The 24,714-nt window shown below is 73.3% G+C and carries 24 protein-coding genes and 4 pseudogenes; 13 read left to right on the top strand and 15 right to left on the bottom strand.

Annotated features, from left to right (window positions below; translation table 11 throughout):
• Nucleotides 1-29: 29 nt before the first annotated feature.
• On the bottom strand, nt 30-632 hold the full coding sequence (locus SSQG_RS34555) for a DJ-1/PfpI family protein (protein WP_003994629.1): 603 nt from the start codon (nt 630-632) through the stop codon (nt 30-32).
• Nucleotides 629-1,661: pseudogene (locus tag SSQG_RS34560) on the bottom strand (GlxA family transcriptional regulator). The gene SSQG_RS34555 and the pseudogene SSQG_RS34560 overlap by 4 nt, the downstream one beginning before the upstream one ends.
• Nucleotides 1,662-1,807: 146 nt before the next feature.
• Between SSQG_RS34560 and SSQG_RS34565 the strand changes: the two are divergent.
• Together SSQG_RS34565 and SSQG_RS34570 are read left to right on the top strand one after the other, a co-directional pair.
• Nucleotides 1,808-2,464, top strand: coding sequence for a dienelactone hydrolase family protein (locus SSQG_RS34565; RefSeq protein ID WP_039934250.1), 657 nt, complete (start codon nt 1,808-1,810; stop codon nt 2,462-2,464).
• 32 nt (nt 2,465-2,496) lie between these two features.
• Nucleotides 2,497-3,141 carry a phosphoribosyltransferase gene (locus SSQG_RS34570; RefSeq protein WP_039935638.1) on the top strand — a complete coding sequence of 215 codons (645 nt, stop codon included), beginning with the start codon at nt 2,497-2,499 and terminating at the stop codon, nt 3,139-3,141.
• Between the two features lie 69 nt (nt 3,142-3,210).
• Here SSQG_RS34570 and SSQG_RS34575 read toward each other — a convergent pair whose 3' ends face one another.
• The 3 genes and pseudogenes from SSQG_RS34575 to SSQG_RS34585 all read right to left on the bottom strand — a co-directional run bounded on the left by SSQG_RS34575 (nt 3,211) and on the right by SSQG_RS34585 (nt 5,571).
• A complete protein-coding gene (locus SSQG_RS34575) occupies nt 3,211-4,401 on the bottom strand; it encodes a CaiB/BaiF CoA transferase family protein (protein WP_003994633.1) in 1,191 nt (396 codons plus the stop codon).
• A gap of 104 nt (nt 4,402-4,505) precedes the next feature.
• Nucleotides 4,506-4,730 (bottom strand): annotated as a pseudogene (locus tag SSQG_RS34580) (helix-turn-helix domain-containing protein); the annotation flags it as partial.
• Nucleotides 4,731-5,331: 601 nt separating this feature from the next.
• Nucleotides 5,332-5,571 carry a hypothetical protein gene (locus SSQG_RS34585; RefSeq protein ID WP_052310386.1) on the bottom strand — a complete coding sequence of 80 codons (240 nt, stop codon included), beginning with the start codon at nt 5,569-5,571 and terminating at the stop codon, nt 5,332-5,334.
• A gap of 117 nt (nt 5,572-5,688) precedes the next feature.
• Here SSQG_RS34585 and SSQG_RS34590 point away from each other — a divergent pair, with 117 nt between their 5' ends.
• Nucleotides 5,689-6,594: a LysR family transcriptional regulator gene (locus SSQG_RS34590; RefSeq protein WP_003994637.1), complete on the top strand. Its 906-nt coding sequence runs from the start codon at nt 5,689-5,691 to the stop codon at nt 6,592-6,594.
• Between the two features lie 55 nt (nt 6,595-6,649).
• Here SSQG_RS34590 and SSQG_RS34595 read toward each other — a convergent pair whose 3' ends face one another.
• Nucleotides 6,650-7,228, bottom strand: coding sequence for a TetR/AcrR family transcriptional regulator (locus SSQG_RS34595; protein WP_003994638.1), 579 nt, complete (start codon nt 7,226-7,228; stop codon nt 6,650-6,652).
• 238 nt (nt 7,229-7,466) lie between these two features.
• Here SSQG_RS34595 and SSQG_RS34600 point away from each other — a divergent pair, with 238 nt between their 5' ends.
• From SSQG_RS34600 to SSQG_RS34615, 4 genes are read left to right on the top strand one after another with little or no spacing between them, the layout of a single operon-like run.
• Nucleotides 7,467-8,009, top strand: a complete 543-nt coding sequence (locus SSQG_RS34600) for a (2Fe-2S)-binding protein (RefSeq protein WP_039934255.1) — start codon at nt 7,467-7,469, stop codon at nt 8,007-8,009.
• On the top strand, nt 8,006-8,998 hold the full coding sequence (locus SSQG_RS34605; protein ID WP_003994640.1) for an FAD binding domain-containing protein: 993 nt from the start codon (nt 8,006-8,008) through the stop codon (nt 8,996-8,998). The genes SSQG_RS34600 and SSQG_RS34605 overlap by 4 nt, the downstream gene beginning before the upstream one ends.
• The gene (locus tag SSQG_RS34610) at nt 8,995-11,109 is read left to right on the top strand and encodes a xanthine dehydrogenase family protein molybdopterin-binding subunit (RefSeq protein WP_003994641.1); all 2,115 of its coding nucleotides are present in this window, start codon (nt 8,995-8,997) and stop codon (nt 11,107-11,109) included. Before SSQG_RS34605 ends, SSQG_RS34610 begins: the two co-directional genes overlap by 4 nt.
• Complete coding sequence (locus tag SSQG_RS34615; RefSeq protein WP_003994642.1) at nt 11,102-12,238, top strand: XdhC family protein; 1,137 nt, start codon at nt 11,102-11,104, stop codon at nt 12,236-12,238. Before SSQG_RS34610 ends, SSQG_RS34615 begins: the two co-directional genes overlap by 8 nt.
• A 120-nt stretch (nt 12,239-12,358) precedes the next feature.
• Here the strand turns inward: SSQG_RS34615 and SSQG_RS34620 are convergent, their stop codons facing one another.
• Nucleotides 12,359-12,922 (bottom strand): NAD(P)H-dependent oxidoreductase, encoded by a 564-nt coding sequence (locus SSQG_RS34620; RefSeq protein ID WP_003994643.1) that lies wholly within the window; start codon nt 12,920-12,922, stop codon nt 12,359-12,361.
• Between the two features lie 131 nt (nt 12,923-13,053).
• Here SSQG_RS34620 and SSQG_RS34625 point away from each other — a divergent pair, with 131 nt between their 5' ends.
• The 3 genes and pseudogenes from SSQG_RS34625 (at nt 13,054) to SSQG_RS34635 (ending at nt 16,567) form a co-directional block, all read left to right on the top strand.
• Complete coding sequence (locus tag SSQG_RS34625; RefSeq protein ID WP_039935642.1) at nt 13,054-13,722, top strand: TetR/AcrR family transcriptional regulator; 669 nt, start codon at nt 13,054-13,056, stop codon at nt 13,720-13,722.
• A 94-nt stretch (nt 13,723-13,816) separates the two neighbouring features.
• Nucleotides 13,817-14,855 (top strand): annotated as a pseudogene (locus SSQG_RS34630) (LacI family DNA-binding transcriptional regulator).
• Between the two features lie 275 nt (nt 14,856-15,130).
• Entirely contained in the window at nt 15,131-16,567 is a 1,437-nt protein-coding gene (locus SSQG_RS34635; protein WP_003994647.1) for a benzaldehyde dehydrogenase, read from the top strand.
• 36 nt (nt 16,568-16,603) lie between these two features.
• Here SSQG_RS34635 and trxA read toward each other — a convergent pair whose 3' ends face one another.
• Entirely contained in the window at nt 16,604-16,990 is a 387-nt protein-coding gene (trxA, locus tag SSQG_RS34640) for a thioredoxin (protein WP_003994648.1), read from the bottom strand.
• A 118-nt stretch (nt 16,991-17,108) separates the two neighbouring features.
• Between trxA and SSQG_RS34645 the strand changes: the two genes are divergently transcribed.
• Nucleotides 17,109-18,539: a dihydrolipoyl dehydrogenase family protein gene (locus tag SSQG_RS34645; protein ID WP_003994649.1), complete on the top strand. Its 1,431-nt coding sequence runs from the start codon at nt 17,109-17,111 to the stop codon at nt 18,537-18,539.
• A 46-nt stretch (nt 18,540-18,585) separates the two neighbouring features.
• On the opposite strand, the pseudogene SSQG_RS40035 reads toward SSQG_RS34645, so the two are convergent.
• Nucleotides 18,586-18,804: pseudogene (locus SSQG_RS40035) on the bottom strand (ABC transporter ATP-binding protein); the annotation flags it as partial.
• 75 nt (nt 18,805-18,879) lie between these two features.
• The gene (locus SSQG_RS34655; protein WP_003994651.1) at nt 18,880-19,524 is read right to left on the bottom strand and encodes a peptide deformylase; all 645 of its coding nucleotides are present in this window, start codon (nt 19,522-19,524) and stop codon (nt 18,880-18,882) included.
• 155 nt (nt 19,525-19,679) lie between these two features.
• On the opposite strand from SSQG_RS34655, the gene SSQG_RS34660 reads away from it, so the two are divergent.
• Nucleotides 19,680-21,089 (top strand): PepSY-associated TM helix domain-containing protein, encoded by a 1,410-nt coding sequence (locus tag SSQG_RS34660; protein ID WP_003994652.1) that lies wholly within the window; start codon nt 19,680-19,682, stop codon nt 21,087-21,089.
• Nucleotides 21,090-21,148: 59 nt separating this feature from the next.
• Here SSQG_RS34660 and SSQG_RS34665 read toward each other — a convergent pair whose 3' ends face one another.
• The 3 genes from SSQG_RS34665 to SSQG_RS34675 all read right to left on the bottom strand — a co-directional run bounded on the left by SSQG_RS34665 (nt 21,149) and on the right by SSQG_RS34675 (nt 22,496).
• Complete coding sequence (locus tag SSQG_RS34665) at nt 21,149-21,439, bottom strand: tetratricopeptide repeat protein (RefSeq protein WP_052310494.1); 291 nt, start codon at nt 21,437-21,439, stop codon at nt 21,149-21,151.
• A gap of 131 nt (nt 21,440-21,570) precedes the next feature.
• Entirely contained in the window at nt 21,571-22,017 is a 447-nt protein-coding gene (locus SSQG_RS34670) for a winged helix DNA-binding protein (protein ID WP_003994654.1), read from the bottom strand.
• Nucleotides 22,014-22,496 (bottom strand): MarR family winged helix-turn-helix transcriptional regulator, encoded by a 483-nt coding sequence (locus tag SSQG_RS34675; RefSeq protein WP_003994655.1) that lies wholly within the window; start codon nt 22,494-22,496, stop codon nt 22,014-22,016. Before SSQG_RS34675 ends, SSQG_RS34670 begins: the two co-directional genes overlap by 4 nt.
• A 120-nt stretch (nt 22,497-22,616) precedes the next feature.
• Between SSQG_RS34675 and SSQG_RS34680 the strand changes: the two genes are divergently transcribed.
• Nucleotides 22,617-23,582 (top strand): pirin family protein, encoded by a 966-nt coding sequence (locus SSQG_RS34680; protein WP_003994656.1) that lies wholly within the window; start codon nt 22,617-22,619, stop codon nt 23,580-23,582.
• A 150-nt stretch (nt 23,583-23,732) separates the two neighbouring features.
• On the opposite strand, the gene SSQG_RS34685 is transcribed toward SSQG_RS34680, so the two are convergent.
• Both SSQG_RS34685 and SSQG_RS34690 read right to left on the bottom strand, forming a co-directional pair.
• Nucleotides 23,733-23,915 (bottom strand): hypothetical protein, encoded by a 183-nt coding sequence (locus SSQG_RS34685; RefSeq protein ID WP_003994657.1) that lies wholly within the window; start codon nt 23,913-23,915, stop codon nt 23,733-23,735.
• 129 nt (nt 23,916-24,044) lie between these two features.
• Nucleotides 24,045-24,701 carry a TetR/AcrR family transcriptional regulator gene (locus SSQG_RS34690; RefSeq protein ID WP_003994658.1) on the bottom strand — a complete coding sequence of 219 codons (657 nt, stop codon included), beginning with the start codon at nt 24,699-24,701 and terminating at the stop codon, nt 24,045-24,047.
• Nucleotides 24,702-24,714 lie beyond the last annotated feature (13 nt).

A 24,714-nucleotide genomic window follows, 5' to 3' on the forward strand; every position in this document is an offset into this window, starting at 1 on the left:
CCATGCAGGGCCTGACCCCGGCGGGTCCGTCAGACGGGCTCGTCCGCGAGGTACGGCGGTGCCGGGTCGTACTGGATCTGGCGCCGCACGGCCCGCGCGTGGTCCCGGCCGTGCAGCCGGCCGACGAGCCAGAGCGCGCTGTCGATCCCGGCCGAGACACCCTGGCTGGTGATCAGACCGCCGTCGACCACGTAGCGCACGTCCCGGACCACCGTCACATCGCCCCGTGCCTCCAGGGCGTCCTCCTGGCTCCAGTGGGTGGCCACCCGGCGTCCCCGGGCGGGCCCCGCCGCGTGCAGCAGGAACGTGCCGGTGCACACACCGTGCACCCACGCGGCACGCTTCGCCGTCCTGCCGATCCAGTCGGTGACCACGGTGTTGCGCACCTGGGTGTCGCGCGCGCCCAGCCCGCCGGGCACATGCAGCACGTCGAGGGGCGGATGGTCGTCGAGGGAGTGGTCGGGCAGCACGCGCAGGCCCTTGTTGCAGCGCACCGGGCCGGGATGCTCGGCGACGAGCACGGCCCTGTCCGCGCCGCCGCGGAGCCGGGACGACATGGTGAAGACCTCCCAGGGGCCGACGAAGTCGAGCTCCTCGGCGTCCTCGAAGACCAGCAGGCCGTACGTGGTCATGCGGTGTTTCCTTCCTCTGTGGGAGGTGCCGCTCCCGCGTGATGTGCTGCTGGGGGAGGTGCCGCATCGGGCAGCTCCGCCGTGGAGCGGAACCTGGCGCGGTACTCCGACGGCGCGACCCCGAGCCGGCGGTGGAACGTGCGGCGCAGGGTCTCCGCTGTGGCGAAGCCGCAGCGGCGGGCGATGGCCTCGACCGGTTCGTCCCCCTCGGTGAGGGCGCGCTGCGCCGCCTCGACCCGCACCCGCTCGACGTACGCGGCCGGCGGCACGCCCAGTTCCGCCGTGAAGCGGCGCTGGAGGTGACGCGGGCTCAGCCCGGCGTGCGCGGCGAGGCCGGCGATGTCGTGCCGGGCACCCGGGTCGGCGTGGATCGCGGTGACGGCGGCCCGCACCGGGTCCGTCGCCGGCTGCCGCGACCACAGCGCCGGACTGAACTGCGACTGGCCGCCCGGCCGGCGCAGGAACAGCACCAGCCGGCGGGCCACCGTGTGCGCGACGTCCCGGCCCAGGTCGTCCTCCACCAGGGCGAGCGCCAGATCCATGCCGGCCGTCACCCCGGCCGACGTCCACACCCGCCCGTCCCGGACGAAGATCGGGTCGCAGTCCACCCGCACCCCGGGATGCTCCCGGGCCAACTGCTGCCCCCTCGCCCAGTGCGTGGTGACCCGCCGCCCGTCCAGCAGCCCCCGCGGCCGCCAGCAGGAACACCCCGCTGCACACCGAGGCGACCCGCCGGGCCCCGGCCGCCGCGGCGGCGATCCAGGACACCAGCGCGCTGTCCCCGCACGCCCGGTCGACGCCCCGGCCGCCGACCACCACGAGGGTGTCGATCCCGGCCGGGTCCAGGTCCGCCACGCCGTGTGCGGCGTGCACGAGCAGCCCGCTGACCGACCCGACCGGGCCCGCCCGGGGCGCCACGACCTCACAGGCGTAGTCCCCGCCCGCGCTGTGGAACACCTCGTGCGGACCGGTGAGGTCGAGCGGCTGGAACCCGTCGAAGACGACGAAGACGATGCGGCGCGATGTCACCCCCTCACGCTCCTCCGGCCGGCGGCGTGGCGTCAACGACACGCACCCCACGGATCGCGCCATGGCGGGTAGGTCGCGGGACGCTTCCCGTGGCGTGGGTAGGCGGACCGGAGGTACGAAGGGAACCGGGGGAGAGGAGGCCTGCGATGAACTCCCGGACCGTCACCGTGCAGGCAGCCGGCGCCGCGCTCACCGGCGATCTGACCGTGCCGCCGGCCGCTCGCGCGGTCGTGCTGTTCGCACACGGCAGCGGCAGCTCCCGGCACAGCCCCCGCAACCGCGAGGTCGCCGCCGGGCTGCGCACCGCCGGGCTCGGCACCCTGCTGATCGACCTGCTCACCGAGGACGAGGAACGGCTGGACCTGCGCACCGCCGAACTCCGCTTCGACATCCCCCTGCTGGGCCGCCGCCTGGTGGCCGCCGTCGACTGGCTGGCACGGTCGCCCGGCACCCGAGGCCTGCCCGTCGTCCTGTTCGGCGCCAGCACCGGCGCGGGCGCCGCCCTGGTGGCCGCCGCCGAACGCCCCGACCGGGTACGGGCGGTGGTCTCGCGCGGCGGTCGGCCCGACCTCGCGGGCGCCGCCCTGGACGCCGTCCGGGCCCCGGTGCTGCTGATCGTGGGCGGCCGGGACCAGCACGTACTGCGCCTCAACGAAGAGGCCGCGCGGCGGTTGCACACCCCGCACAGCCTCCTCGTGGTGCCCGGCGCCACCCACCTGTTCGAAGAGCCGGGCGCACTCGGCCAGGTCACCGAGGCGGCCCGGCAGTGGTGCGACGAGCAGCTGAAGACCGCGGCGGGCTGACGGCCGGCGTGCGGGAAGCGGAGGTGACCGTCATGCAGTTCCGTGATCGCCGGCAGGCCGGCGGGCAACTGGCCGAAGTCCTGCGCACCCGGCAGGACGAGGGGGCCCTGCCCGATCCCCTCGTCCTCGCCCTCCCGCGCGGTGGGGTCGCCGTGGGGCGCGAGGTCGCCCGGGTGCTGGACGCCCCGCTCGACGTGCTCGTCGTACGAAAGATCGGGGCGCCCTTCCAGGAGGAGCTCGGCGTCGGCGCGATGGCCGGGGACGAGGTGCCGCTCCTCGACGAGGACGCCCTGCGGCACCTGGGCATCGGGGAGGCCGCCCTGGCCCCCGTCATCGAACGGGAGCGTGTGGAACTGCGCCGCCGCGAACAGCTCTACCGGCAGGGCCGCCCCGCTCTCGACCTGCGCGGACACACGGTGATCGTGGTGGACGACGGCCTGGCGACCGGATCCACGGCCCGGGCCGCGCTGCGCTACGTACGCCGCCAGGAACCCGGGAGGGTGGTGCTGGCCGCGCCGGTCTGCTCCCCGGAGGCGGCCGCACTGATGCGGACCGAGGCCGACGAGGTGATCTGCCTGCACCGGCCGGCCGCGTTCGTGGCCGTGGGCCTGTGGTACGAGAACTTCGAACAGCTGACGGACCGGGACGTCCTGGAGGCGCTCCACGTGCAGCTTTGACCAATGGTTCACCCGGCAGGAGTGGCGGAAATCAGCCACGTCGGACACCAGCCGAGTCCCGCTGGGCGCTCAGACGACGCCCTCCGCGCGCAGCGCCGCCACCTCGTCCTCGGTGCGGCCCAGCTCGCCGAGGATCGACTCGGTGTGCTCTCCCACCGCCGGCACGGGATCCATGCGCGCGGGCAGCCCCGCCAGGTCCGCCGGCGGGAGCAGCGCCTCCACGGTGGCGCCGGGCACCGCGACCTCGGTCCAGCGGCCGCGGGCGGCCAGGACCGGGTGGTCCAGGAACGCGGCGACGTCGTTGACCCCGGCGCAGGCGATGCCGATGGCCTCCAGGTCCTTGAGGATCTCGTCGGACCCGGAGCGGGCGAAGCGGGCGGCGACGACGGTGTTGAGCTCCTCGCGGTGGGCGACGCGGTCGGAGCCGGTGGCGAAACGCGGGTCGTCGACCAGCTCCGGCCGGCCGAGGAACTCGGTGCACAGGGCCGCCCACTCCCGCTCGTTCTGGATGGAGAACAGCACCTCCTTGCCGTCGGCGGCGGGGTACGTCCCGTACGGCGCGATGGTGGCGTGCTGGGTGCCGATGCGCGGCGGCTGGGTGCCGCCGTGCCGGGTGTAGTAGGCGGGCTGGCTCATCCATTCCGCGAGCGCCTCGAACAGGGACACCTCCACCGGGTGGGCCTCGCCGGTGACGGCACGGGTGTACAGGGCGGTGAGGACGCCGGTGTAGGCGTACATCCCGGCGGCGATGTCGGCGACGGAGATCCCGGTCCGGGCGGTCCCCTCCGGAGTCCCCGTCAGGGACACCAGCCCGGTCTGGCACTGCACGAGCAGGTCGTACGCCTTGCGGTCGGCCCAGGGGCCGGTGGTGCCCCAGCCGGATATCGTGCACGGGATCAGACCGGGGCGGCGGCCGGTGACGGTGGCGGCGTCCAGACCGAGCCGGCCGGCGGCGCCCGGGGCGAGGTTCTGCACGAAGACGTCGGCGCCGTCGAGGAGTTCGTGCAGGATTTCGCGGCCCCGCGGGTCCTTCAGGTCCAGCGTGAGCGACTCCTTGGAGCGGTTGAGCCACACGAAATAGCTGGAGTGGCCGTACACGGTCGTGTCGTAACGCCGGGCGAAGTCCCCGCCGCCCGGCCGCTCCACCTTGATCACGCGGGCGCCGAGGTCGGCGAGCTGCCGGGTGGCGTAGGGCGCGGCCACGGCCTGCTCCAGGCTGACCACCGTGACCCCGGACAGGGGATACCGCTGCACGCTCATGCCTCAAGCTCCTGAACCTCGTACGGACGGCGCCCGGACAGTGTCTCCCAGGGGGACGGCGACGGCCCGGCGCAGGGGGCCGCTACGGCCGGGCTATGACCGGGCTACGGCCGGGCGAGGTGCCGCATGGCCAGGGCCAGTTGCAGCCGGAGCCGCCCCTGCGGGGTGCGCACCGGCCAGCCGAGCAGGTGTTCGGCGTGGGCCAGCCGGTCCTGGAGCGTGGAGTGGTGGATGTTGATGGCGGCGGCGGCCGCCCGCAGACTCCCCGTGGACGCGACCGCGTGCAGCGTCTTCGACAGCCAGGGCGTGGTCGCCGCGGCGGTCTCCATCCGGACAACATGCCCACGTCGAGCAGCAGCATCCGCAGTCGCCCAGGGGCAGCGGTTCGGCAGCGCCCGGAAGGGGCGCGGGGAACTGCGCGACCGGCCACACCGGTGCCGCAGCCGGGGAGGGCGCCCGGCCCCCCGGGGCGCCACCGGTGCCGGCTGCCGTGCCCGATGAGTGAGGTCCGCCTCCAGCACGACCCGCATCCGCGCGGCTGCTCTTCGTGGACCTGCACCGCGAGTGCGCTGGGAGGAGGGTGTCCCGCACATCGACCGGATGCGCGGGCGCCATCACGCGGGCGCCATCACGCGGACGGCTCCGGGCGGGGGCTGCGCCGGGTGCCGTCGCTGTGGGCGCACCACCCAGTGCGGCCCGTCAGCGCCGAGGAACCGCTGACGCTCGCCTGTCCGAGCCGGGGTGAGGCCGCCTTGTCGGAGCCGCCGGACCCGGAGCCCCGGAGACCCCTGCCCTCGCTCCGCTGCGGGGCGCGAGCGCTGGGTCGCAGCACCTGCGCGTCCCGCACACGACAGGCCTGGCGACCCGTGCCCGCCCACGGCTACCGCGTCCTGTACCGGCGCACGGCGCGTGCTGCTGGGTCGCGGGCCTTCAGTGACCCGCCGTGGCCGACCCCGTCGTACCCCACCCCGTCGAAGCGGACACCGGTCGGCTGCGCGAGACGACGCGCGTGCCGCAGCCGTCGACGATCCGGACCTGGAGCGAGCCGCAGCCGCAGCGCGTCCACTCGGTGCGCCCTGTCGCGGTGGTGTGCCGGGACAGCACCTGGAACGGCTCGCCTCCGTCGGGCCAGCCGCAGTGCGGGCAGACGGTGCGGGTGGTGCTGGCCATGTCTCTGACTCCTCGTCCCTCGTGGCTGGTTGACCGTCGCGACACAGCCAGGGTGCGTCGGAGCCTCACTACACGTCCAGGTTGACTTTGTGGACACCATTGTGAAGCGTGGGCTTCATGATTGACCTGCGCCGGCTGCATGTCCTCAGGGCGGTCGCCCACTACGGCACGGTCACCGCGGCCGCCCGTGCCCTGCACTTCACCCCGTCCGCCGCCTCCCAGCAGATCCGGCAGCTCGCGCGTGACCTGGGCGTCGACCTGCTGGAGCCGCAGGGGCGCGGCATCCGCCTCACGCCTGCCGCCGAGAGCCTGCTCGCGCATGCCGACGCGATCCAGGCCCGCTGGGACCAGGCGGAGCTCGACCTGAGGGCCGACCACGGGGCGCCCTCCGGGGTGCTGCGCGTGACCGGTTTCCCGGTGGCCATCTCGGTGCTCCTGGCGCCGATGGCGGCCCGGCTGGGGGAGCGGCACCCGCGGCTGTCCGTACGGATCACCGAGGCGGGGGTGCCGGAGAGCTTCGACCTCCTCTTCGAGGGCGAGACCGACCTGGCGATCGTCGAGTCCACCCCGCACAACCCGCCGCTGAGCGACACCCGGTTCGACCAGCGGCCGTTGCTCGACGACCCGTTCGACCTGGTCGTTCCCGACGGGCACCGGCTGGCAGGGCGGGCCCGGGTGGACCTCGCCGAGGCGGCACACGAGTCGTGGATCGCGCCGGTCGAGGAGAGCCCCTGCCGCCCGCATGTCCTGTCCGCCTGCGGCGCGGCCGGGTTCACCCCCGACGTCGTCCACCACGCCCTCGACTGGAACGTAGCCGCCCACCTCGTCGCCCACGGGCTGGGCGTCGCCCTCATCCCCCGCCTGGCCCACCTGATCCCACATCTCCCGATCACGCGCATCCGCTGCGCGGGCAACCCCCACCGCAAACTCCTCACCTGCACCCGAGGTGCCGGCCACGCCCGTCCAGCGGTGACAGCGGCCCTCCGCGAACTACGGGACCTGGCCCCCACCACAGTCGCCTGACCCCCGCGAGCCCCACGGCCGATCGCACGCGCACCCGCGCCCGCCGGCCGGCCGGTCACCGCCCGGGCGCCCCCACCCGCAGAGCGTCCATGACGAAGTCGAGGAGGCGGGTGGCGCGTGGTTGCCAGTCGGTGTGGGGGTCGATCGTCCAGAGGCCGCCGATGGTGAGGAAGAGGTCGTCCGTGGTGACCCCCGGGCGGATGGTGCCGGCCTTCTCGGCGGCACGGAGCAGGAGTTCGGCCGCCTCGGTCACCGGGGTGTGGCCCGGCTTCGCGGGCCCTCCCGGCGCGCTCGTGGCCTGGCGGATCGCGTCGGCCAGACCGGCCTTGGTCATGGCGAACTGTGCCAGACGGTCCATCCACTCGCGCAGCGCCCGGTCGGGTTCCCGGTGCTCGAGCAGCGGTGCCGCCGTGTCGGCGACCTGCTGCATCTCGTGGCGGTAGATCTCCAGGACGAGGGCCTCACGGCTGGGGAAGTGGCGGTAGAAGGTCCCCTGTCCGACCCCCGCCTTCTTGGCGATCGCGCTCAGCGGGGCGTCCGCCGAGCGCGTCAGCTCGACCAGGGCCACTTCCAGGATGCGCTCGCGGTTGCGTTGCGCGTCCGAGCGCAGAGGAGCGTCCTTCTTCTGCGGCACACGTCCTCCTCGCGGTCCCTGGCCGAAACCCGGCCCTTGTTAAGCGGACAGTTGTCCGCTACGTTACCGGGTAACGGACAACTGTCCGCTTGCCTCCATCGTATCGGCGGACCGTCCGCAGGGACAGCCCCCACGGCCCGGATCACGGCCCACCTGCTCCGCACCCCCCGCATTGCCCACCGGCATCGTCACCCGCGGCCCCGCCACCTGATCTCGTGACGTGAGAAAGAAGGCTTCCATGCCCCCATCGACGTCCAGCGACCTCACCCTGTCCGTCAACGGCGAGAAGTACACGCTGACCGTCGACCACCGCACCACCCTGCTCGACGCCCTGCGCGAGCGCCTCGATCTGACCGGTACGAAGAAGGGCTGCGACCAGGGCCAGTGCGGTGCCTGCACGGTCCTGGTCGACGGCCGCCGGTCGGTGGCCTGTCTTCAGCTCGCCGTGGCCGCCGAGGGGCGTGAGATCACCACTATCGAGGGCGTGGCCGAGGGGGAGCGGCTGCATCCGGTGCAGCAGGCCTTCCTCGACCTGGACGGTTTCCAGTGCGGTTACTGCACGCCGGGACAGATCTGCTCAGCGATCGCGGTGATCGAGGAGCACGCGGCCGGCTGGCCCAGCGCCGCGACCGACGACGTACGGCCCGAGGCGGGACCGCCGCCGCTCACCCCGGAGGAGATACGGGAGCGCATGAGCGGCAATCTGTGCCGCTGCGGCGCGTACGTGTCCATCGTCCAGGCCGTGGCCCGGGCCGCCGAGGAGAAGGGTGCGGTGGCATGAAGGAGTTCGGCTACCAGCGGGCGTACGACGTCTCCGGCGCGGTCGCGCTGCTCGACGGCGACGGGGAAGCCCGTTTCCTGGGCGGCGGCACCAACCTGGTCGACCTGATGAAGACCGGAGTCGAGCGGCCCGCCCGCCTGGTCGACGTCCGCGAACTGCCCCTGAACCAGATCGAAGCGACCGAGGACGGCGGGCTGCGCATCGGGGCGACCGTCACCAACAGCGACCTCGCCGCGCACCCGGAAGTCCGGCGCCGCTACCCGGCGTTGACGCAGGCCGTGCTGGCCGGTGCCTCCGGGCAGCTGCGCAACATGGCCACCGTCGGCGGCAACCTGCTCCAGCGCACCCGCTGCGGCTACTTCGCCGACGTCACCTCACCCTGCAACAAGCGCGACCCCGGCAGCGGCTGCCCCGCGATCGAGGGCGAGCACCACAACCACGCCGTCCTGGGCGCATCCGAGCACTGCGTGGCCACCCACCCGTCCGACATGGGCGTGGCACTGACCGCCTTCGACGCGCGCGTGTCGTACGAGACGGCCGACGGGCCGGGCGAGTTGCCGCTCGCCGACTTCTACCTGCCGGTGGGGGAGACCCCGCACCTGGAGACCGCCCTGCCGCCCGGCGCGCTGATCACCGGCGTCACCCTGCCGCCCGCCCCGGTCGCGGCCGGCTCCCGCTACCGCAAGGTGCGCGAGCGGGCCTCGTACGCCTTCGCCATCGGCTCGATCGCCGCCGCGCTCGACGTCCGGGACGGCGTCGTGCACGACGTGCGCCTGGCCTTCGGAGCGGTCGCCTCCCGCCCCTGGCGGGCCCGTACGGCCGAGAGCGTCCTGACCGGTGCCCCGGCCGACGCCGAGACCTTCGCGGCCGCGGCGGACGCCGAACTGGCGGCAGCCAGGCCCCTGCCCCACAACGGATACAAGGTGAAGCTGATGCGCAACCTCGTCGTGGCCGTACTCAGCGAACTCGCCGAGGAGGCCGCCCGATGACCACCGTCACCCGAGGTGCCGTAGGCACCGCCCACACCCGGGTCGAGGGCCGCGACAAGGTCACCGGCGCGGCCCGGTACGCCGCCGAGATCCCCTTCGCCGAACTCGCCCACGGCTGGCTGGTGCTGTCCACCGTCGCCCGTGGGCGCGTCCGGTCCGTCGAGAGCGATGCCGCGCTCGCGATGCCCGGTGTCCTCGCCGTGCTCCACCACGGCAACGCCCCGCGCGTCGACACCGACTACGTCGGCCTGATGGGCATGTCGCCGGACCCGAGTATCGCCCTCTTCCAGCAGGAGCGGGTGGCCCACCTGGGCTGGCCGGTGGCACTGGTCGTCGCCGAGACGTCCGAACAGGCCCGGGAGGCCGCCGAGTCCCTCGTGGTGCACTACGACCAGGAGCCGCACGACGTCGCGTTCTCCGCCGAGCGGCAGTCCGAGGCGTACGCGCTGGACGGCCACATGCCGGGCGTGGTCGAGAAGGGCGATCTGGAGGACCGGCTCGCGGCGTCCGCCGTCGTGCTGGACGCGGAGTACACCACTCCGGAGGAGTACCACAACCCGATGGAGCCGCACGCGGCGACGGCCCTGTGGGAAGGCGGCCGGCTCGAGGTCGTCGACTCCAACCAGGGCACCACCTGGATCGCCGGCGAGCTCGCGAACCTGTTCTCCCTCGACCCGGCGTCCGTGCGGGTGCGGTCCGAGCACGTCGGCGGCGGCTTCGGCAGCAAGGGTGTCCGGGCGCACCAGGTGGCCGCCGTGATGGCCGCGACCGTTCTGCAGCGCCCGGTCAGGGTCGTCATGACCCGCCGGCAGATGTTCTCGCTCACCGGCTACCGCAGCCCCACGGCCCAGCGGGTCCGGCTCGGCGCCGACGCGGACGGGCGGCTGCGCGTTCTGGAGCACCAGTCGCTGAACCAGACCTCGTCCGTGCATGAGTTCGTCGAGCCGAGCGCCGCGGCGGGACGGTCGATGTACGGCGCCGAAGCCCACCACACGGCCAGCCGGATCGTGCGGCTCGACGTACCGACCCCGACGTGGATGCGCGCACCGGGGGAGGCGCCCGGCTCGTTCGCGCTGGAGTCGGCGTTCGACGAACTCGCCGAGCGGTGCGGCATCGACCCGATCGAGCTGCGCCTGCGCAACGAGCCCGAGGTGGGCCCGGTGTCGGGGCTGCCGTTCAGCAGCCGCAACCTGGCCGCCTGCTTCCAGGAGGGCGCCCGCAGGTTCGGCTGGGCGGACCGGGACCCGCGTCCCGGTGTGCGCCGGGAAGGGCGCTGGCTGCTCGGCACGGGCACCGCCGCCGCCTCCTTCCCCGCGGGAGCCATGCCCTCCTCGGCGGCCGTCACCGCCGAGGCGGACGGCACCTTCACGGTGCGGATCAACGCCGCGGACATCGGCACCGGAGCCAGGACGGCACTCACCGTGGTCGCCGCCGACGCGCTCGAGGTGCCGACGGACCGGGTGCGGGTGCGGATCGGGGACAGCGACCTCGGGCCCGCCATGTTCGCCGGCGGCTCGATGGGCACCCGCTCCTGGGCGTGGGCCGTCACGACCGCCGCCGCCGAACTGCGCCAGAGCCTCGCGCCGGGCGCCGACATCCCGGCGGAGGGCATCACCGTACGGTCGAACACGGCCGAGGCCGTCGGCGCCCTCGCCCAGAAGGAACGGCACTCCTTCGGGGCCCAGTTCGCCGAGGTCGCCGTCGACCCCGCCACCGGCGAGGTCCGGGTGCGCCGCATGCTGGGCGTCTTCGCGGCCGGCCGGATCGTGAACCCGCTCACCGCCCGCAACCAGCTCGTCGGCGGCATGATCTGGGGCATCTCCATGGCCCTGCACGAGGAAGCCGTCCGCGACCGCACCTCCGGCGGCCTCTACGGCGCCGACCTCGCGGGCTACCACGTGGCGGCGCACGCCGACATACCGCACATCGAGGCCGACTGGGTCGACGACCCCGACCCGGACGACCCGGTCGGCATCAAGGGCATCGGCGAGATCGGCATCGTGGGGGCCGCGGCGGCGGTCGCCAACGCGGTGTGGCACGCGACGGGCGTACGGCACCGGAACCTGCCGATCCGGCCCGACCGTGTGCTGATGGCGGGCGGCGATGCTTGACCTGGCCGGACAACTGCGCGCATGGGTCGAGGAGGGCCGGGAGTTCGCCGTCGCCACGGTCGTCGCCGTCGGCGGCAGCGCCCCGCGCCCACCCGGCGCCGCGATGGCCGTCGACAGCGAGGGCACGGTGATCGGATCGGTCTCCGGCGGCTGTGTGGAAGGAGCCGTCTACGACCTGTGCCTCCAGGCCCTCCAGGACGGCGGGCCGCTGGTCGAGCGGTTCGGCTACAGCGACGAGGACGCCTTCGCGGTCGGACTGACCTGCGGCGGGACCATCGACGTCATGGTCACCCCGTACGACGCCTCGCAGGCACCCCAGGCGGCCGCACTGTCGGCCGCCGCCCAGGGCGAACCGGTGGCGCTCGCCCGGGTGGTCCGGGGGCCCGACGACCTGCTCGGCCGGGCGGTGCTCGTCCGTCCGGACGGCTCGCACGAGGGCGGTCTCGGCGGTCACCCCGAACTGGACCGCACGGTGACCGACCAGGCCCGCGCCCTGCTGGACGCCGGCCGCACCCGTACGGTCGAGCTCTCCGAGGACGGCTCGCACTGCCCGGGCGGTCTCACCCTGCTGGTCGAGTCGGCCGTCCCCGCGCCGCGCATGATCGTCTTCGGCGCGATCGACTTCGCGGCCGCGCTCGTCCGGGCGGGCAAGTTCCTCGGCTACCACGTCACCGTGTGCGACGCCCGCCCCGTCTTCGCCACCCGGGCCCGCTTCCCCGAGGCCGACGACATCGTCGTCGACTGGCCGCACCGCTACCTGCGGGGGACGGAGACCGACCGGCGCACGGTGCTCTGCGTGCTCACCCACGACGCCAAGTTCGACGTGCCGCTGCTGACCGAGGCCCTGCGGCTGCCGGTCGCCTACGTCGGCGCCATGGGCTCGCGTCGCACCCACGAGGACCGCGGCCGGCGGTTGCGGGAAGCGGGTGTGAGCGAGCGCGAGCTGGCCCGTCTGCGGTCGCCGATCGGCCTCGACCTGGGTGCCCGTACGCCCGAGGAGACCGCGGTGTCCATAGCGGCGGAGATCATCGCGGCGCGGCACGGCGGTACGGGGCATCCGCTCACCGGCTCGGCCACACCGATCCACCGGGCCGGACGGGAGGCCGGTCAGCTGCCCCAGGCCGTCTGAGCGGCCGTCGCGCCGACGGCACGCAGAAGGGGCCGCAGCCGTTTCGGGCTGCGGCCCCTCCGTGGCACCGGGACCGCGATCCGTCCGGGAGCGCGGTCCTCAGGGCGCCGGGCGCGCGGGTCAGGCCGCGGCCGGCTCGGTGGCGAAGCCGTGCAGGCGGGCGATGACCTCGGTGAGCTGCCCGGCGACCTCGGCGTCGTCGGCCGGGTGCGTCTCGGCGAAGCGGGTCATGGAGCCGGGGATGGACAGCTTGACGTCCTCCAGCACCTTGCCGCCGGCGACGCCCACGGACTTGCGGGTCTCGTCGTGCGCCCAGACACCGCCGTACTGGCCGAACGCGGTGCCGACCACGGCGACCGGCTTGCCGCTGAGAGCACCGGCGCCGTACGGGCGGGACAGCCAGTCGATGGCGTTCTTCAGGACGGCCGGGATGGTGCCGTTGTACTCGGGCGTGAAGAGGATCAGGCCGTCGGCGGCGTTCGCGGCCTCGCGCAGCCGTGCGGCCACGGCCGGGACACTGCCCTCGACGTCGATGTCCTCGTTGTAGAAGGGGATTTCGGCCAGGCCCTCGAACAGCTCCACCTCCGCGCCCTCGGGGGCGAGCTTGACGGACGCCTCGGCGAGCTGGCGATTGTGCGAACCGGCGCGGAGGCTGCCGACGAGGGCGAGGATACGAACAGACATGGTGACTCCCACGTAGTGAAGGGCGGCTCCGAAACACCGCCGTTACAATCCGGACCGGGGTCCGCTTAACGTTTCTAGCACTCTAACCGGACCGCGGTCCAGTTTTGTTCCCGATGCTTTACGCTGGCTTCATGTCCGCCGCCCCGCCGCCCTTCCCGACGCCCCAGGAGCCCGTCGGCCACCCCGAGCTGATCCAGCTCGGCAGCGCCCTGGAGGCCGACGAGCCGTGCCTGCGGGCCGACGCCGCCCGCAACCGGGCCCGCCTGCTGGAGGCCGCCGCCCGGCTGGTGGCGGAGCGCGGCGCGGACGCCGTCACGATGGAGGCGGTGGCCGCCGCGGCCTGTGTCGGCAAGGGCACGGTCTTCCGCCGGTTCGGTGACCGTACCGGCCTGCTGACGGCGCTGCTCGACCACTCCGAGAAGAAGTTCCAGGCCGCCTTCCTCGCCGGGCCCCCGCCCCTCGGGCCCGGAGCGCCCCCGGTGGAGCGGCTGCGTGCGTTCGGCCGTGCGATGCTGCGCCGGTCGCACGACGAGCTGGAGCTCCAGCTGGCGGCCGAGCCGGGCGCGAACCGCCGCTTCACCGCCCCGCCCCGCCGCGTGCTGCGCCATCACGTGGCCATGCTGCTGCGCCAGGCCGTCCCCGAAGCGGACTGCGAGCTCCTCTCGCACACCCTGATGGGCCAGCTCGACCCGGCCCTGATCCACCACCTGACCGAGCAGTGCGGGATGCCCCTCGCCCGCCTGGAGGACGCGTGGGTCGACCTGGTCGACCGGGTGACGGGCGAGGCCCCGGCCCGCTGAGGCGACCGCGCGGATCGCCGTGACCGCTCACGGCATCCTCACAACTCCCCCGCCCGAAGGGCGCATTGAGGCTTCTGCCAAGATGCCGTACGTCATGGTGCAGATACCGAAAACGCCCGCGCCCCCGTCCCCCGCACCGTCGCGCTCCGTGCCCACGAGCGCCGATGTGGCCCGCCTGGCCGGCGTCTCGCGCGCGACCGTCTCCTACGTCCTCAACAACACCAGCGCCGTACGGATCAGCGAGCCCACCCGTCGCCGGGTCCACGACGCCGCGAAGGAACTCGGGTACGTCCCGCACGCGGCGGCCCGCGGCCTGCGTGCCGGGCACAGCCGGATGGTGCTGATCCCCGCGCCGACCTTCCCCGTCGGCCCGCTCCATGCCGGGATCCTCAACCGACTGCAGGCGACGCTCGGCAGCATGGACTACACGGTCGTGCAGTACGGCACCGGCGGCGCCGCACGGCGACGAAGCCGCCCGCGCCTGGGCGGAGTTGCGGCCCGTGGCCGTCCTCGTGCCCGGTTCCGGGCTCGGCCCGCGCGGGGTCGCGGTGCTCAAGCGCTCGGGGGCACGGGTGGTGGTCACCCTCGGTCCGGAGACCATCGAGGGCGCACACGCCCTGCTCATGGACCACGATGTCGTCGGCCACAGCGCGGGTGCGCACCTCTACGACCGCGGCAGACGCCGGATCGGCGTCGTCGTCCCGCAGGAACCCGGCCTGGAGGCGTTCTCCGCGCCCCGGCTGGACGGAGTGCGCCAGTCCGTGCGGGGCACCGACGCCGCCGTGACCGAACTGCCCCTCGCGTACGACGAGGAGGACGCCGCACGCCTCGCCGCCCGCTGGCGGACCCTCGGGCTCGACGCCGTGTTCACCTACAACGACGAGTACGCGATGCTGCTGATGCGGGCCCTGCAGGACGAGGGCATCCGCATCCCCGAGGAGACGGCCGTGATCGGCGCCGACGACCTGGTGCTCGGCCGGCTGCTGCGGCCGCGGCTGAGCACGGTCCGGCTGCGGCTGCCCTCCGGCCGCGAACTGGCCGAACTGGTCGACCGCGCGGTACGCAGGCCCGGCGCCGAGCCCGAGACGCACAAGGTGATGGGCGCCACGGTGCTGCACCGCGAGTCCAGTTGAGCCCTCCGAGGCCGGGCGGGGGAGCCGGCACGGCACAACTCCCCGGCGGAGGACCGGATCTGGCGGGCCGGTGACGGAACACCCTCCGATCGGCACCCGGCGGCACGGCTAGGATGTTGCACGCTCAACAAAATGGGGACGCGTCAGAACACCGGCCGCGGCACACACCGCCGCGCCCGGCCGGGCGTCCCGCCATGTGACCGCCGAACCGGCCGCGCACGCAGGGGACTTGCGCTCACCCCGTCAGCCGGTGACCGATCGATCGGAGAGCCGTCATGCCGTTGCTCGACACCAGGACCTGGCAGCCCCGCACCCTCACGGGGCCCGGGTACACCGTCACCGAGCCCGCCACCGGCCAAGCCCTCGGCCCCCTCACCCTCGCCACCCCCGAGGACGTCACGGCCGCCGCCGGCAGCGCCGCCACCGCCCAGCGCGAGTGGGCACGCGCCCCGCACTTCACCCGGGCAGCCGTCCTGCGCAAGGCGGGCGACCTGTTCACGGCGCACGCCGCCGAACTGCGCGAGTGGCTCGTCCGCGAGTCCGGCTCGGTCCCCGGCAAGGCCGACTTCGAACTGCACGTCGCCGCCCAGGAGTGCTACGAGGCCGCCGCGCTCGCCTCCCGCCCGGCCGGGCAGGTCCTGCCCAGCGAGGCGCCGCGCCTGTCGTACACGCGCCGCGTACCGGCCGGCGTGGTGGGCGTGATCTCCCCGTTCAACGCCCCGCTGATCCTGTCCATACGCTCCGTCGCCCCGGCCCTGGCCCTCGGCAACGCGGTCCTCCTGAAGCCCGACCCGCGCACGGCCGTCTGCGGAGGACTGTCCCTCGCCGCGGTGTTCGCCGCCGCCGGCCTGCCGCAGGACCTGCTGCACGTGCTCCCCGGCGGCCCCGACGCCGGACAGGCCCTCGTCGCCGACCCGCGCGTGCCGATCATCTCCTTCACCGGCTCCACCGCCGCGGGACGGGCCGTGGGCGAGGCGGCCGGCCGTCACCTGAAGCGGGCCCACCTGGAACTGGGCGGCAACTCGGCCATGATCGTGCTGGAGGACGCCGACCTCGACGCGGTGATCTCCACGGCCGCCTGGGGCTCGTTCTTCCACCAGGGCCAGATCTGCATGACGACCGGACGCCACCTGGTGCACGCCTCGCTGTACGACGAGTACGTCGAGCGGCTGGCCGCCAAGGCCGACTCGCTCGCGGTCGGCGACCCGTACCGCGGCCATGTCCACCTCGGTCCGATCATCGACTCCGGCCAGCTCGCCAAGATCAACGGCCTGGTCGAGTCCAGCAAGGCCGCCGGCGCCAAGGTCGTCGCGGGCGGCACGTACGACCGGCTCTTCTACCGGCCCACGGTCCTCGCCCACGTCGGCGACCACACCCCCGCGTACACGGAGGAGGTCTTCGGCCCCGTGGCCCCGGTACGCTCCTTCACCACCGCAGACGAGGCGGCGGCCCTGGCCGCGCGGAGTCCCTACGGCCTCTCCCTGGGCATCGTCACCAGGGACCCGGCCCGCGGCCTGGACCTCGCCGAACGCATCCCCACCGGCATCGTCCACATCAACGACCAGACCGTGAACGACGAGGCCGTGGCGCCCTTCGGCGGAGTGGCCGCCTCCGGCACCGGCGCCCGCTTCGGCGGCGAGGCCAACCTCGAGGCCTTCACCGAGCTGCGCTGGACGACGGTACGCGGAGACGTGGCCCCGTATCCGTTCTGAGGAGGTCCGCAGGGGCACCTGGTGCCCCTGGGCGGGTCACTCGCTCTGCTGCGGCTGCTGGGCCTGCTGCTCGGCGATCGCCTTGCGGACGTCGTCCATGTCCAGATTCCGGGCCTGCCCGATGACGTCCGTCAGGGCGGCCTCGGGCAGGGCGCCCGGCTGGGCGAACACGGCGACCTGGTCGCGGACGATCATCAGCGTGGGAATCGACTGGATACCGAAGGCCGCGGCCAGCTCCGGCTGCGCCTCGGTGTCCACCTTGCCGAACACCAGGTCCGGGTTCTCCTCCGCCGCCTTCTCGTAAACCGGTGCGAACTGCTTGCACGGCCCGCACCAGTCCGCCCAGAAGTCGATCAGGACGAACTCGTTGTCCGTGACCGTCTGGTCGAAGTTCTCCTTGGTGAGCTCCACGGTGCTGCTCATGGCGTAAATCCCTCTTCCTGGTGTGGGTCAAGCCGTCGGCACAACACGGCCGACCTGGTAGGTATTCCGCGCCCCTACCCGTGTGGCCAGGGCGCACACCACCCACCAGACTGACCTCATGACGGAAACGGAAACCAACGCGTACGACGTCGTGGTGCTCGGGGCCGGGCCCGTGGGGGAGAACGTCGCCGACCGCACCCGCGCGGCCGGCCTGACCACCGCGGTCGTGGAGAGCGAACTGGTCGGCGGCGAGTGCTCCTACTGGGCGTGCATTCCCAGCAAGGCCCTGCTGCGGCCGGTCATCGCCCGCGCCGACGCCCGCCGCGTGCCCGGCCTGAGCCAGTCGGTGCAGGGCCCCCTCGACGCCTCCGCGGTCCTCGCCCACCGCGACTACTACACCTCCCACTGGAAGGACGACGGCCAGGTCGGGTGGCTCGACTCCATCGGCGCCGACCTGTACCGCGGCCACGGACGCCTCACCGGGCCCCGCACCGTGACGGTCACCGGCCCGGACGGCGGCGAGCGCGTCCTGACCGCCCGGCACGCCGTCGCCGTCTGCACCGGCAGCCGCGCGGCCCTGCCCGGCCTGCCCGGACTCGACACCGTCAAGCCGTGGACCAGCCGGGAGGCCACCAGCTCGGGGAGCGTGCCCGGTCGGCTGATCGTGGTCGGCGGCGGTGTCGTCGCCACCGAGATGGCCACCGTCTGGCAGGCCCTCGGCGCGCAGGTCACCGTGCTGGTCCGGGGCAAGGGCCTGCTTCCCCGGATGGAGCCGTTCGCCGGAGAACTCGTCGCCGAGGCGCTCACCGGGGCGGGCGCGGACGTCCGTACCGGCACCTCGGTGGAGTCGGTGACCCGTGAGAACGGCACGGTCGTCGCCGTCACGGACAAGGGCGACCGTGTCGAGGGCGACGAGATCCTCTTCGCCACCGGCCGCGCGCCGCGCACCGACGACATCGGCCTGGAGACGATCGGCCTCGACCCCGGCTCCTGGCTGCCGGTCGACGACAGCCTCCGCGTCACCGGCCACGACTGGCTCTACGCCGTCGGCGACGTCAACCACCGCGCCCTGCTCACCCACCAGGGCAAATACCAGGCCCGCATCGCGGGCGCCGCCATCGCCGCCCGGGCCACCGGGGAGACCCTCCTGGCCGAGCCGTGGGGTGCCCATGCCGCCACCGCCGACCGGGCAGCCGTCCCCCAGGTCGTCTTCACCGACCCCGAGGCGGCCGCGGTGGGCCTGTCCCTGGCCGAAGCGGAACAGGCGGGGCACCGGGTGCGGGCCGTCGACGTCGATCTGTCCGCCGTCTCCGGCGCGGGCCTGTACGCCGACGGCTACAAGGGCCGTGCCCGCATGGTCGTCGACCTCGAGGACGAGATCCTGCGCGGCGTGACCCTCGTCGGCCCGGGCGTGAGCGAACTCATCCACTCCGCGACCATCGCCGTCGCCGGCCAGGTCCCGGTCAGCCGCCTGTGGCACGCGGTCCCCTCGTTCCCCACGATCAGCGAGGTGTGGCTGCGGCTGCTGGAGGCGTACCGGGATTCCTGACCTGCGCTTCATCCGGCCACACCACGCGGCCACGAGGTCGCGCGTGCGCGGGCACCACCGACTCCCGGTAGTCGTCGCTCCACAGGTCCTCCTCCGCCTCCGGCAGCAGCACCCGGTCCGGTCGCAGCGCGTCGACGGCGCCCTCGTCGTGGGTGACCATGACGACCGCGCCCGGGTACGTGCCCACCGCGGCCAGGACCTCGGCGCGGGAGGCCGGGTCGAGGTTGTCGGTGGGCTCGTCGCGGAGCAGGACGTTGGCGCCCGTAGGGAATTCGGGGCGTAGACATAGACGTCACGGTGATGGAGGCGCCGCACCCGGCGCCTGGGGTTCTTCCGTGCCTCAGGGCATCTCGAAGCCGAGTGCCCGCGCGGCCTCCTCCGGCGTCGGCTGGGCCCAGCGCTCCGTCACCGCAAGGTTGGACGAGAGCGAACGCGACTCGGCCCGGTCCAGATACAGCACGCCGTCGAGGTGATCCGTCTCGTGCTGCACGATCCGTGCCGGCCAGCCCGTGAACACCTCGTCCAGCGCGCGCCCGTGCTCGTCCTGCCCGGTCAGCCGCACCTCGGCAGGCCGTGCCACCACCGCCTGCCAGCCCGGCACGCTGAGACAGCCCTCGAAGAACGCGGCCCGCGCACCGCCGACGGGCGCGTAGGCGGGATTGACCAGCACCCGGAACGGCAACGGCACCCGCCCGCGCGCGAGCCGCACCTCCTCCGGCACTGGTGCCGGGTCCTCGATCACCGCGATCCTGAGCGGCACACCCACCTGCGGCGCCGCCAGCCCCACGCCGGGCGCCGCCCGCATGGTGACCCGCAGGGCCTCGACGAACCGGGCCAGCAACTCGGGCGCCAGCTGCCCGTCATAGGGCTCGGTGCCGCGTCGCAGCACCGGATCGCCGGCCGCGACGATGGGCAACGGGCCCCCGACGGCCAGGAGTTGCTCGACCCGCTCGGCCAGGGGCGCGCGCTCGCTCGAAGTTCCCATCGCGTCAGGATGACACGGCACCCCCACCCCCAGCGTGACGCGCATCACACATGCGTGCCGGGAACTGGACGCCCCACCGCCCCGACTACTGCACCGCAACGGCCGCGACCCAAGTGCGGCGGCCACGGAGACGTCCCCCCGGGAGAAACCCGCCGATGACCACCGCTCCCTCGACCACGACGGACGAGGCCCCGCAAGACCCCGCCCCGGCACCGTCGAAGAACAGCTGGGCCCCGCTGCGTCCGCTGGTCCTCCGCCTGCACTTCTACGCCGGGGTACTGGTCGCGCCCTTCCTCCTCGTCGCCGCCGTCACCGGCATGCTCTACGCCGCTTCCTTCCAGGCCGAGAAGGTCGTGTACGACCACGAACTGACCGTCCCCGCCGGTGAGCGGAAGCTGCCGATCAGTGAGCAGGTGGCCGCCGCCCGCAAGGCCCACCCCGAGGGCACGGTCTCGGCCGTACGCCCCTCACCCGAGGCCGACGCGACGACGCGCGTGATGCTGTCCGGCGTCCCCGGCGTCGGCGAGGGCCACACCCTCGCGGTCTTCGTCGATCCGTACACCGCGAAGGTGCGCGGCTCCCTCGAACAGTACGGCTCGACCGGCGCGCTGCCGCTGCGCACCTGGATCGACGAGTTCCACCGGGACCTGCACCTGGGCGAATCGGGGCGGTGGTACAGCGAACTGGCGGCCAGTTGGCTGTGGGTGATCTCGGCGGGTGGCCTGGTGCTGTGGTTCTCCCGCCGCCGTGCGCTGCGCAAGGTGCGGGGGACGAGCGGGCGTCGCCGCACGCTCGGACTGCACGGCACGGTCGGCGTGTGGACGGCGGCCGGGTTTCTCTTCCTCTCGGCGACCGGCCTGACCTGGTCGGCCTACGCCGGGGCCAGCATCGACGAGCTGCGGACCTCGCTGGGTCAGGCCACCCCGTCGGTGTCGGCGGCGGCGGGCGGTGAGCACGCCGGCCACGGCTCCGCCGCCGGGGAGGCGGGAGACGCCGCGCACGGTGTGGGCCTCGACCAGGTGCTGGCGGCGGCACGCGCGGAGGGCCTCGGCGACCCGGTGGAGATCGTGCCGCCCGCCGACGCGGAGTCCGCGTACGTCGTCAAGCAGGTGCAGCGCGGCTGGCCCGAGAAGCAGGACTCCGTCGCGATCGACCCGGCCGACGGCGAGGTCACCGACGTCCTGCGGTTCGCCGACTACCCCGTGCTCGCCAAGCTCACCCGCTGGGGCATCGACCTGCACACCGGTGTTCTGTTCGGCCTGGCCAACCAGATCGCCCTGATGCTGCTCGCGATCGGCCTCGTGCTGCTGATCGTGTGGGGCTACCGCATGTGGTGGCAGCGCGGCCGGGGCACCGCCTTCGGCCGGCCGATTCCGCGCGGTGCCTGGCAGCAGGTGCCGCCGCAGATCCTGGTACCGCTGCTGGCGGGCGTCGCCGTACTCGGCTACTTCCTGCCCCTGTTCGGCATCCCGCTGGCGGCCTTCCTGGCGGTCGACATCCTGCTGGGCGAGATCGCCTACCGGCGGGGGAAACGGTCGTACGGAGCCGGAACTCCGGCCAAGTAGCGGACCCGACGCACAGGTGCCCGGCTCCCCACGGAGCCGGGCACCTCTTGGTAGGGCGGTCAGCGCTGCTCGAAGTCACCCGCGAGCGCGGAGGCGATCCGCAGATGCGACTCGGCCTCGTCGTGCCGGTTCTGCCGCTGGAGCGTGCGGCCCAGCATCAGCCGCGCGTAGTGCTCGACCGGGTCCCGCTCGACGATCGTCCGCAACTCGGTCTCCGCGCGCCGCAGTTGGGCGGAGTGGTAGTAGGAGCGGGCCAGCAGCAGCCGCGGTCCGGTCTGCTCGGGCACCTCCTCGACCAGCGCGACCAGGACGCGCGCGGCGGCGGCGTAGTCCTTGGCGTCGAAGAACATCTGCGCGCGCTCCCAGCGCTCCGCCGGCGTGCCGTGCGCGTAGTAGTTCGTGTCGTGGGCCGTGTCGTAGATCGTGTTCACTCGGGGCCTCCTTCGAGGCCGACAACCGAACCCGTTGGTTCAATATTCCACTACTTGGTCAGGGTGGTCAGCTCGGCGTTCGCCCGCTCGGTGATCAGGCCCAGCACCCGTCCGGCGACGGCCAGGTCCTCCTCCGGGATGCCGGCGTAGATCCGGGCGGTGAAGGGTGCCGTCTCACCGGCCGTCCGCGCGTACAGCTCCCGCCCGGCGTCCGTGATCCGCACGCCCGACACGCCGTCCGGTGCCAGCAGTTCCGCGGCGATCAGCCGGCCGATCACCTCGTGCGCCTCGACCGCGTCGATCTTCAGTGCCCCGACGACACCGTCGACGATCTGCTCGCGCTCGACCGGCCCGTCGGCCGTCGCGGCGAGCCGGAGGGTGACGGACTGCTGGAAGGTGACGCCGTGCCGGGCCAGTACGTTCTCCAGGACCGCCCGGCCGGCGTAGTGGGCCAGGGCGATCACGCGGGGGTCGACCAGGGGAGTGGTGGTGGTCATGACTGCTCCGTCTCGTTCTCGCTGGAAGGATCAAGAGGTGCGTCGAGCAGGGCCGTCAGATCGCGGGTGAACTCCTGCGCCCGCGCGCCGTCGAGACCGCCGAGCGGCTCCATGAGTTGCTGGAGGAGCCCTCGGACGACCTTGATCGCCCGCTCGGTGACCTCGCGGCCCTGCTCGGTCAGTGCGAGCTGCACCGCGCGCGGGTCGCGGGGGTCCCGGGTGCGCTCCAGAAGGCCGGCGGACTCCAGAGCGCGGGCGAGTTTCGACACGTAGAGCGGCTCGAGTCCGGTGTGGTCGGCGAGGCGACGCTGACTCGGTCGTTCGCCGGAGCGCCGCATGCCGTGCAGCGAGGCCACGAGTGAGTACTGCGCGTGGGTCAGCCCCAGTGGGGCGACGGCCCGGTCGACCGCCACCCGCCACTTCATCGACAGCCGCCACACCAGGAATCCGGGCGTCGGCCCTTCGGAACCTCTGCTCATGCCCGATACAGTACATGGCTACTATATACATGGCTACTGTTTTGGTGGGGGTGAGGACGCCTGCGCACGGCCCGAATGACGCACTGACGCGAGGCCTTCCGCCGGGCTAGGTTGTGCGCCATGAGCAATCTTGAGCGCGAGGCGGCACCCGCCCTGTGCGGTGGCCGCGGGTTCGTCGTGGCGGAGCCGGTGCGTGAACTCCTCAGCCCTCGCCAGGTCAAACTGGGCGAGTCCAGCGAGGTCCGCAGGCTGCTGCCCAACCTGGGCCGCCGTATGGTCGGGGCCTGGTGCTTCGTCGACCACTACGGGCCCGACGACATCGCCGACGAGCCCGGCATGCAGGTACCGCCGCACCCCCACATGGGTCTGCAGACGGTGAGCTGGCTGCACGAGGGGGAGGTGCTGCACCGCGACTCCACCGGCAGCCTCCAGATGATCCGTCCGCGCGAACTGGGCCTGATGACCTCCGGCCGGGCGATCAGCCACTCCGAGGAGAGCCCGCGCTCGCACGCCCGTTTCCTGCACGGCGCGCAACTGTGGGTCGCCCTCCCGGACGGTCACCGCCACACCGAGCCGCGCTTCGAACACCACGCCGACCTGCCGACCGTCACGGCACCCGGACTCAAGGCCACCCTGATCCTCGGCGACCTCGACGGCGCGACCTCGCCCGGCACGGCGTACACCCCGATCGTCGGAGCCGACCTCGCCCTCGCCCGGGGCGCGGACGTACGTCTCCCCCTGGAACCGGACTTCGAGTACGCGGTCCTGTCCATGTCCGGCGAGGCCCACGTGGACGGCGTCCCGGTCCTGCCCGGCTCGATGCTCTACCTCGGCTGCGGCCGCACCGAACTCCCCCTCCGGGCGGAGTCGGACGCGGGCCTGATGCTCCTCGGCGGCGAACCGTTCGAGGAAGAACTGATCATGTTCTGGAACTGGATCGGCCGGACCCAGGAGGAGATCGCGCAGGCGCGGCGGGACTGGATGGAAGGCTCCCGGTTCGGAGAGGTGAAGGGGTACGACGGGGCTCCACTGCCCGCACCGGAACTGCCGGCGGTGCCGTTGAAACCGCGGGGCAGGGTGCGCTGAACTGGGAAAACGCGTCGGCTTCGGTGACGATCGGGCGAGGCGTGCCGCTTTCGGTGGTCAGGTGGACGGGTCGGCCCCATCGGGGTTTCGGCAAGCTGGGTGGTGAGGGTTTGATCGTGGACGCGACCTCGCTGACCTCGCCGCAGGGGGTCACTCGGCTGCGAGCCGGGTCAGGTGACCTGGCCCGCCTCCGTGTATCAGGCGGGCCTGCGAGTCACGGGACCTGACGATCAGTCCGCCGAGTTCGACCACGATCAGGCCGATCGCGGTGTAGGCAGCGTCCAGGGTGAGCTGCTCCCTTCGCTGAAGGCGGTGATGAACGGGGTGGATCACGCCTTAGCAGACCACCTCCCGCTGCGGAACGTCCTCGAGGGCCGCACCTACGCGCCGTCACCCCCCGGCGGGACGCGATCGGCGCCGACTTCGCCGGCCGCTCGGCCACCTTCCGGCCGAGCTCGTCGCTCACCGCGCAGGAGTGGCCGGTGAGGCGGGGTCGGGCAGGGGGCGTCGGGCGACCTCGTGGGCTTCGGCCGGTGTCACGCCCAGCATGCGCAGGACCATCTCGGCGACGTTCGCCGCGGCCTCGTCGCCGTCCAGGTCGGGGCGGGCGAATCTCAGCTCCACCAGGGAGAGCAGCGTTCCGCCCAGTGCGGACAGGGCGACCGCTGGGTCGACGGGGGTGAAGCGGCCGGAGGCGAGGCCGGCCTCGAGGTCACGCAGTGCCCGCCGTGCCAGGCCGTTGTCCGAGTGGAGGTGGCCCATCCCGCGGCGGCGCAGGACCTGCATCAGCTCGGGGTGGGAGTCGGCCATGCGGGCGCTGAGCCGGAAGCCCGCCGCGACGAGTTCCGCGGGGTCGTCGATTCCCGCAAGGCGCTCGTCGAAGTTCCGGCCGAACTCCTCGAGGGCGTCCACCACGGCTGCCTCGAACAGCTCCGTCTTGGACTCGAAGTGGTTGTAGAAGGAGCCGAAGCCGACGTCGGCGCGCTCGGCGATCGCCTGGATGCTGGCGCTGGTGTCCCCGGTTTCGGCGAGTATCTGCCGGGCGGCGCGAAGGAGCGCGCGACGGGTCTCGGCGCGGCGCCGCTCGAACCGGTTGCTGGGCGGGGCTGACGTAGGCATACGCAGAGTCTAA

This window comes from Streptomyces viridochromogenes DSM 40736, assembly GCF_000158955.1.
GTDB classification, from domain to species: domain Bacteria; phylum Actinomycetota; class Actinomycetes; order Streptomycetales; family Streptomycetaceae; genus Streptomyces; species Streptomyces venetus.

Bases quoted from the DNA above. Each gene is read 5' to 3' on its own strand.
- SSQG_RS34555 (WP_003994629.1), bottom strand. From the start codon at position 632: ATGACCACGTACGGCCTGCTGGTCTTCGAGGACGCCGAGGAGCTCGAC.
- SSQG_RS34565 (WP_039934250.1), top strand. From the start codon at position 1,808: ATGAACTCCCGGACCGTCACCGTGCAGGCAGCCGGCGCCGCGCTCACC.
- SSQG_RS34570 (WP_039935638.1), top strand. From the start codon at position 2,497: ATGCAGTTCCGTGATCGCCGGCAGGCCGGCGGGCAACTGGCCGAAGTC.
- SSQG_RS34575 (WP_003994633.1), bottom strand. From the start codon at position 4,401: ATGAGCGTGCAGCGGTATCCCCTGTCCGGGGTCACGGTGGTCAGCCTG.
- SSQG_RS34585 (WP_052310386.1), bottom strand. From the start codon at position 5,571: ATGGCCAGCACCACCCGCACCGTCTGCCCGCACTGCGGCTGGCCCGAC.
- SSQG_RS34590 (WP_003994637.1), top strand. From the start codon at position 5,689: ATGATTGACCTGCGCCGGCTGCATGTCCTCAGGGCGGTCGCCCACTAC.
- SSQG_RS34600 (WP_039934255.1), top strand. From the start codon at position 7,467: ATGCCCCCATCGACGTCCAGCGACCTCACCCTGTCCGTCAACGGCGAG.
- SSQG_RS34605 (WP_003994640.1), top strand. From the start codon at position 8,006: ATGAAGGAGTTCGGCTACCAGCGGGCGTACGACGTCTCCGGCGCGGTC.
- SSQG_RS34610 (WP_003994641.1), top strand. From the start codon at position 8,995: ATGACCACCGTCACCCGAGGTGCCGTAGGCACCGCCCACACCCGGGTC.
- SSQG_RS34615 (WP_003994642.1), top strand. From the start codon at position 11,102: ATGCTTGACCTGGCCGGACAACTGCGCGCATGGGTCGAGGAGGGCCGG.
- SSQG_RS34620 (WP_003994643.1), bottom strand. From the start codon at position 12,922: ATGTCTGTTCGTATCCTCGCCCTCGTCGGCAGCCTCCGCGCCGGTTCG.
- SSQG_RS34625 (WP_039935642.1), top strand. From the start codon at position 13,054: ATGTCCGCCGCCCCGCCGCCCTTCCCGACGCCCCAGGAGCCCGTCGGC.
- SSQG_RS34635 (WP_003994647.1), top strand. From the start codon at position 15,131: ATGCCGTTGCTCGACACCAGGACCTGGCAGCCCCGCACCCTCACGGGG.
- trxA (WP_003994648.1), bottom strand. From the start codon at position 16,990: ATGAGCAGCACCGTGGAGCTCACCAAGGAGAACTTCGACCAGACGGTC.
- SSQG_RS34645 (WP_003994649.1), top strand. From the start codon at position 17,109: ATGACGGAAACGGAAACCAACGCGTACGACGTCGTGGTGCTCGGGGCC.
- SSQG_RS34655 (WP_003994651.1), bottom strand. From the start codon at position 19,524: ATGGGAACTTCGAGCGAGCGCGCGCCCCTGGCCGAGCGGGTCGAGCAA.
- SSQG_RS34660 (WP_003994652.1), top strand. From the start codon at position 19,680: ATGACCACCGCTCCCTCGACCACGACGGACGAGGCCCCGCAAGACCCC.
- SSQG_RS34665 (WP_052310494.1), bottom strand. From the start codon at position 21,439: ATGTTCTTCGACGCCAAGGACTACGCCGCCGCCGCGCGCGTCCTGGTC.
- SSQG_RS34670 (WP_003994654.1), bottom strand. From the start codon at position 22,017: ATGACCACCACCACTCCCCTGGTCGACCCCCGCGTGATCGCCCTGGCC.
- SSQG_RS34675 (WP_003994655.1), bottom strand. From the start codon at position 22,496: ATGAGCAGAGGTTCCGAAGGGCCGACGCCCGGATTCCTGGTGTGGCGG.
- SSQG_RS34680 (WP_003994656.1), top strand. From the start codon at position 22,617: ATGAGCAATCTTGAGCGCGAGGCGGCACCCGCCCTGTGCGGTGGCCGC.
- SSQG_RS34690 (WP_003994658.1), bottom strand. From the start codon at position 24,701: ATGCCTACGTCAGCCCCGCCCAGCAACCGGTTCGAGCGGCGCCGCGCC.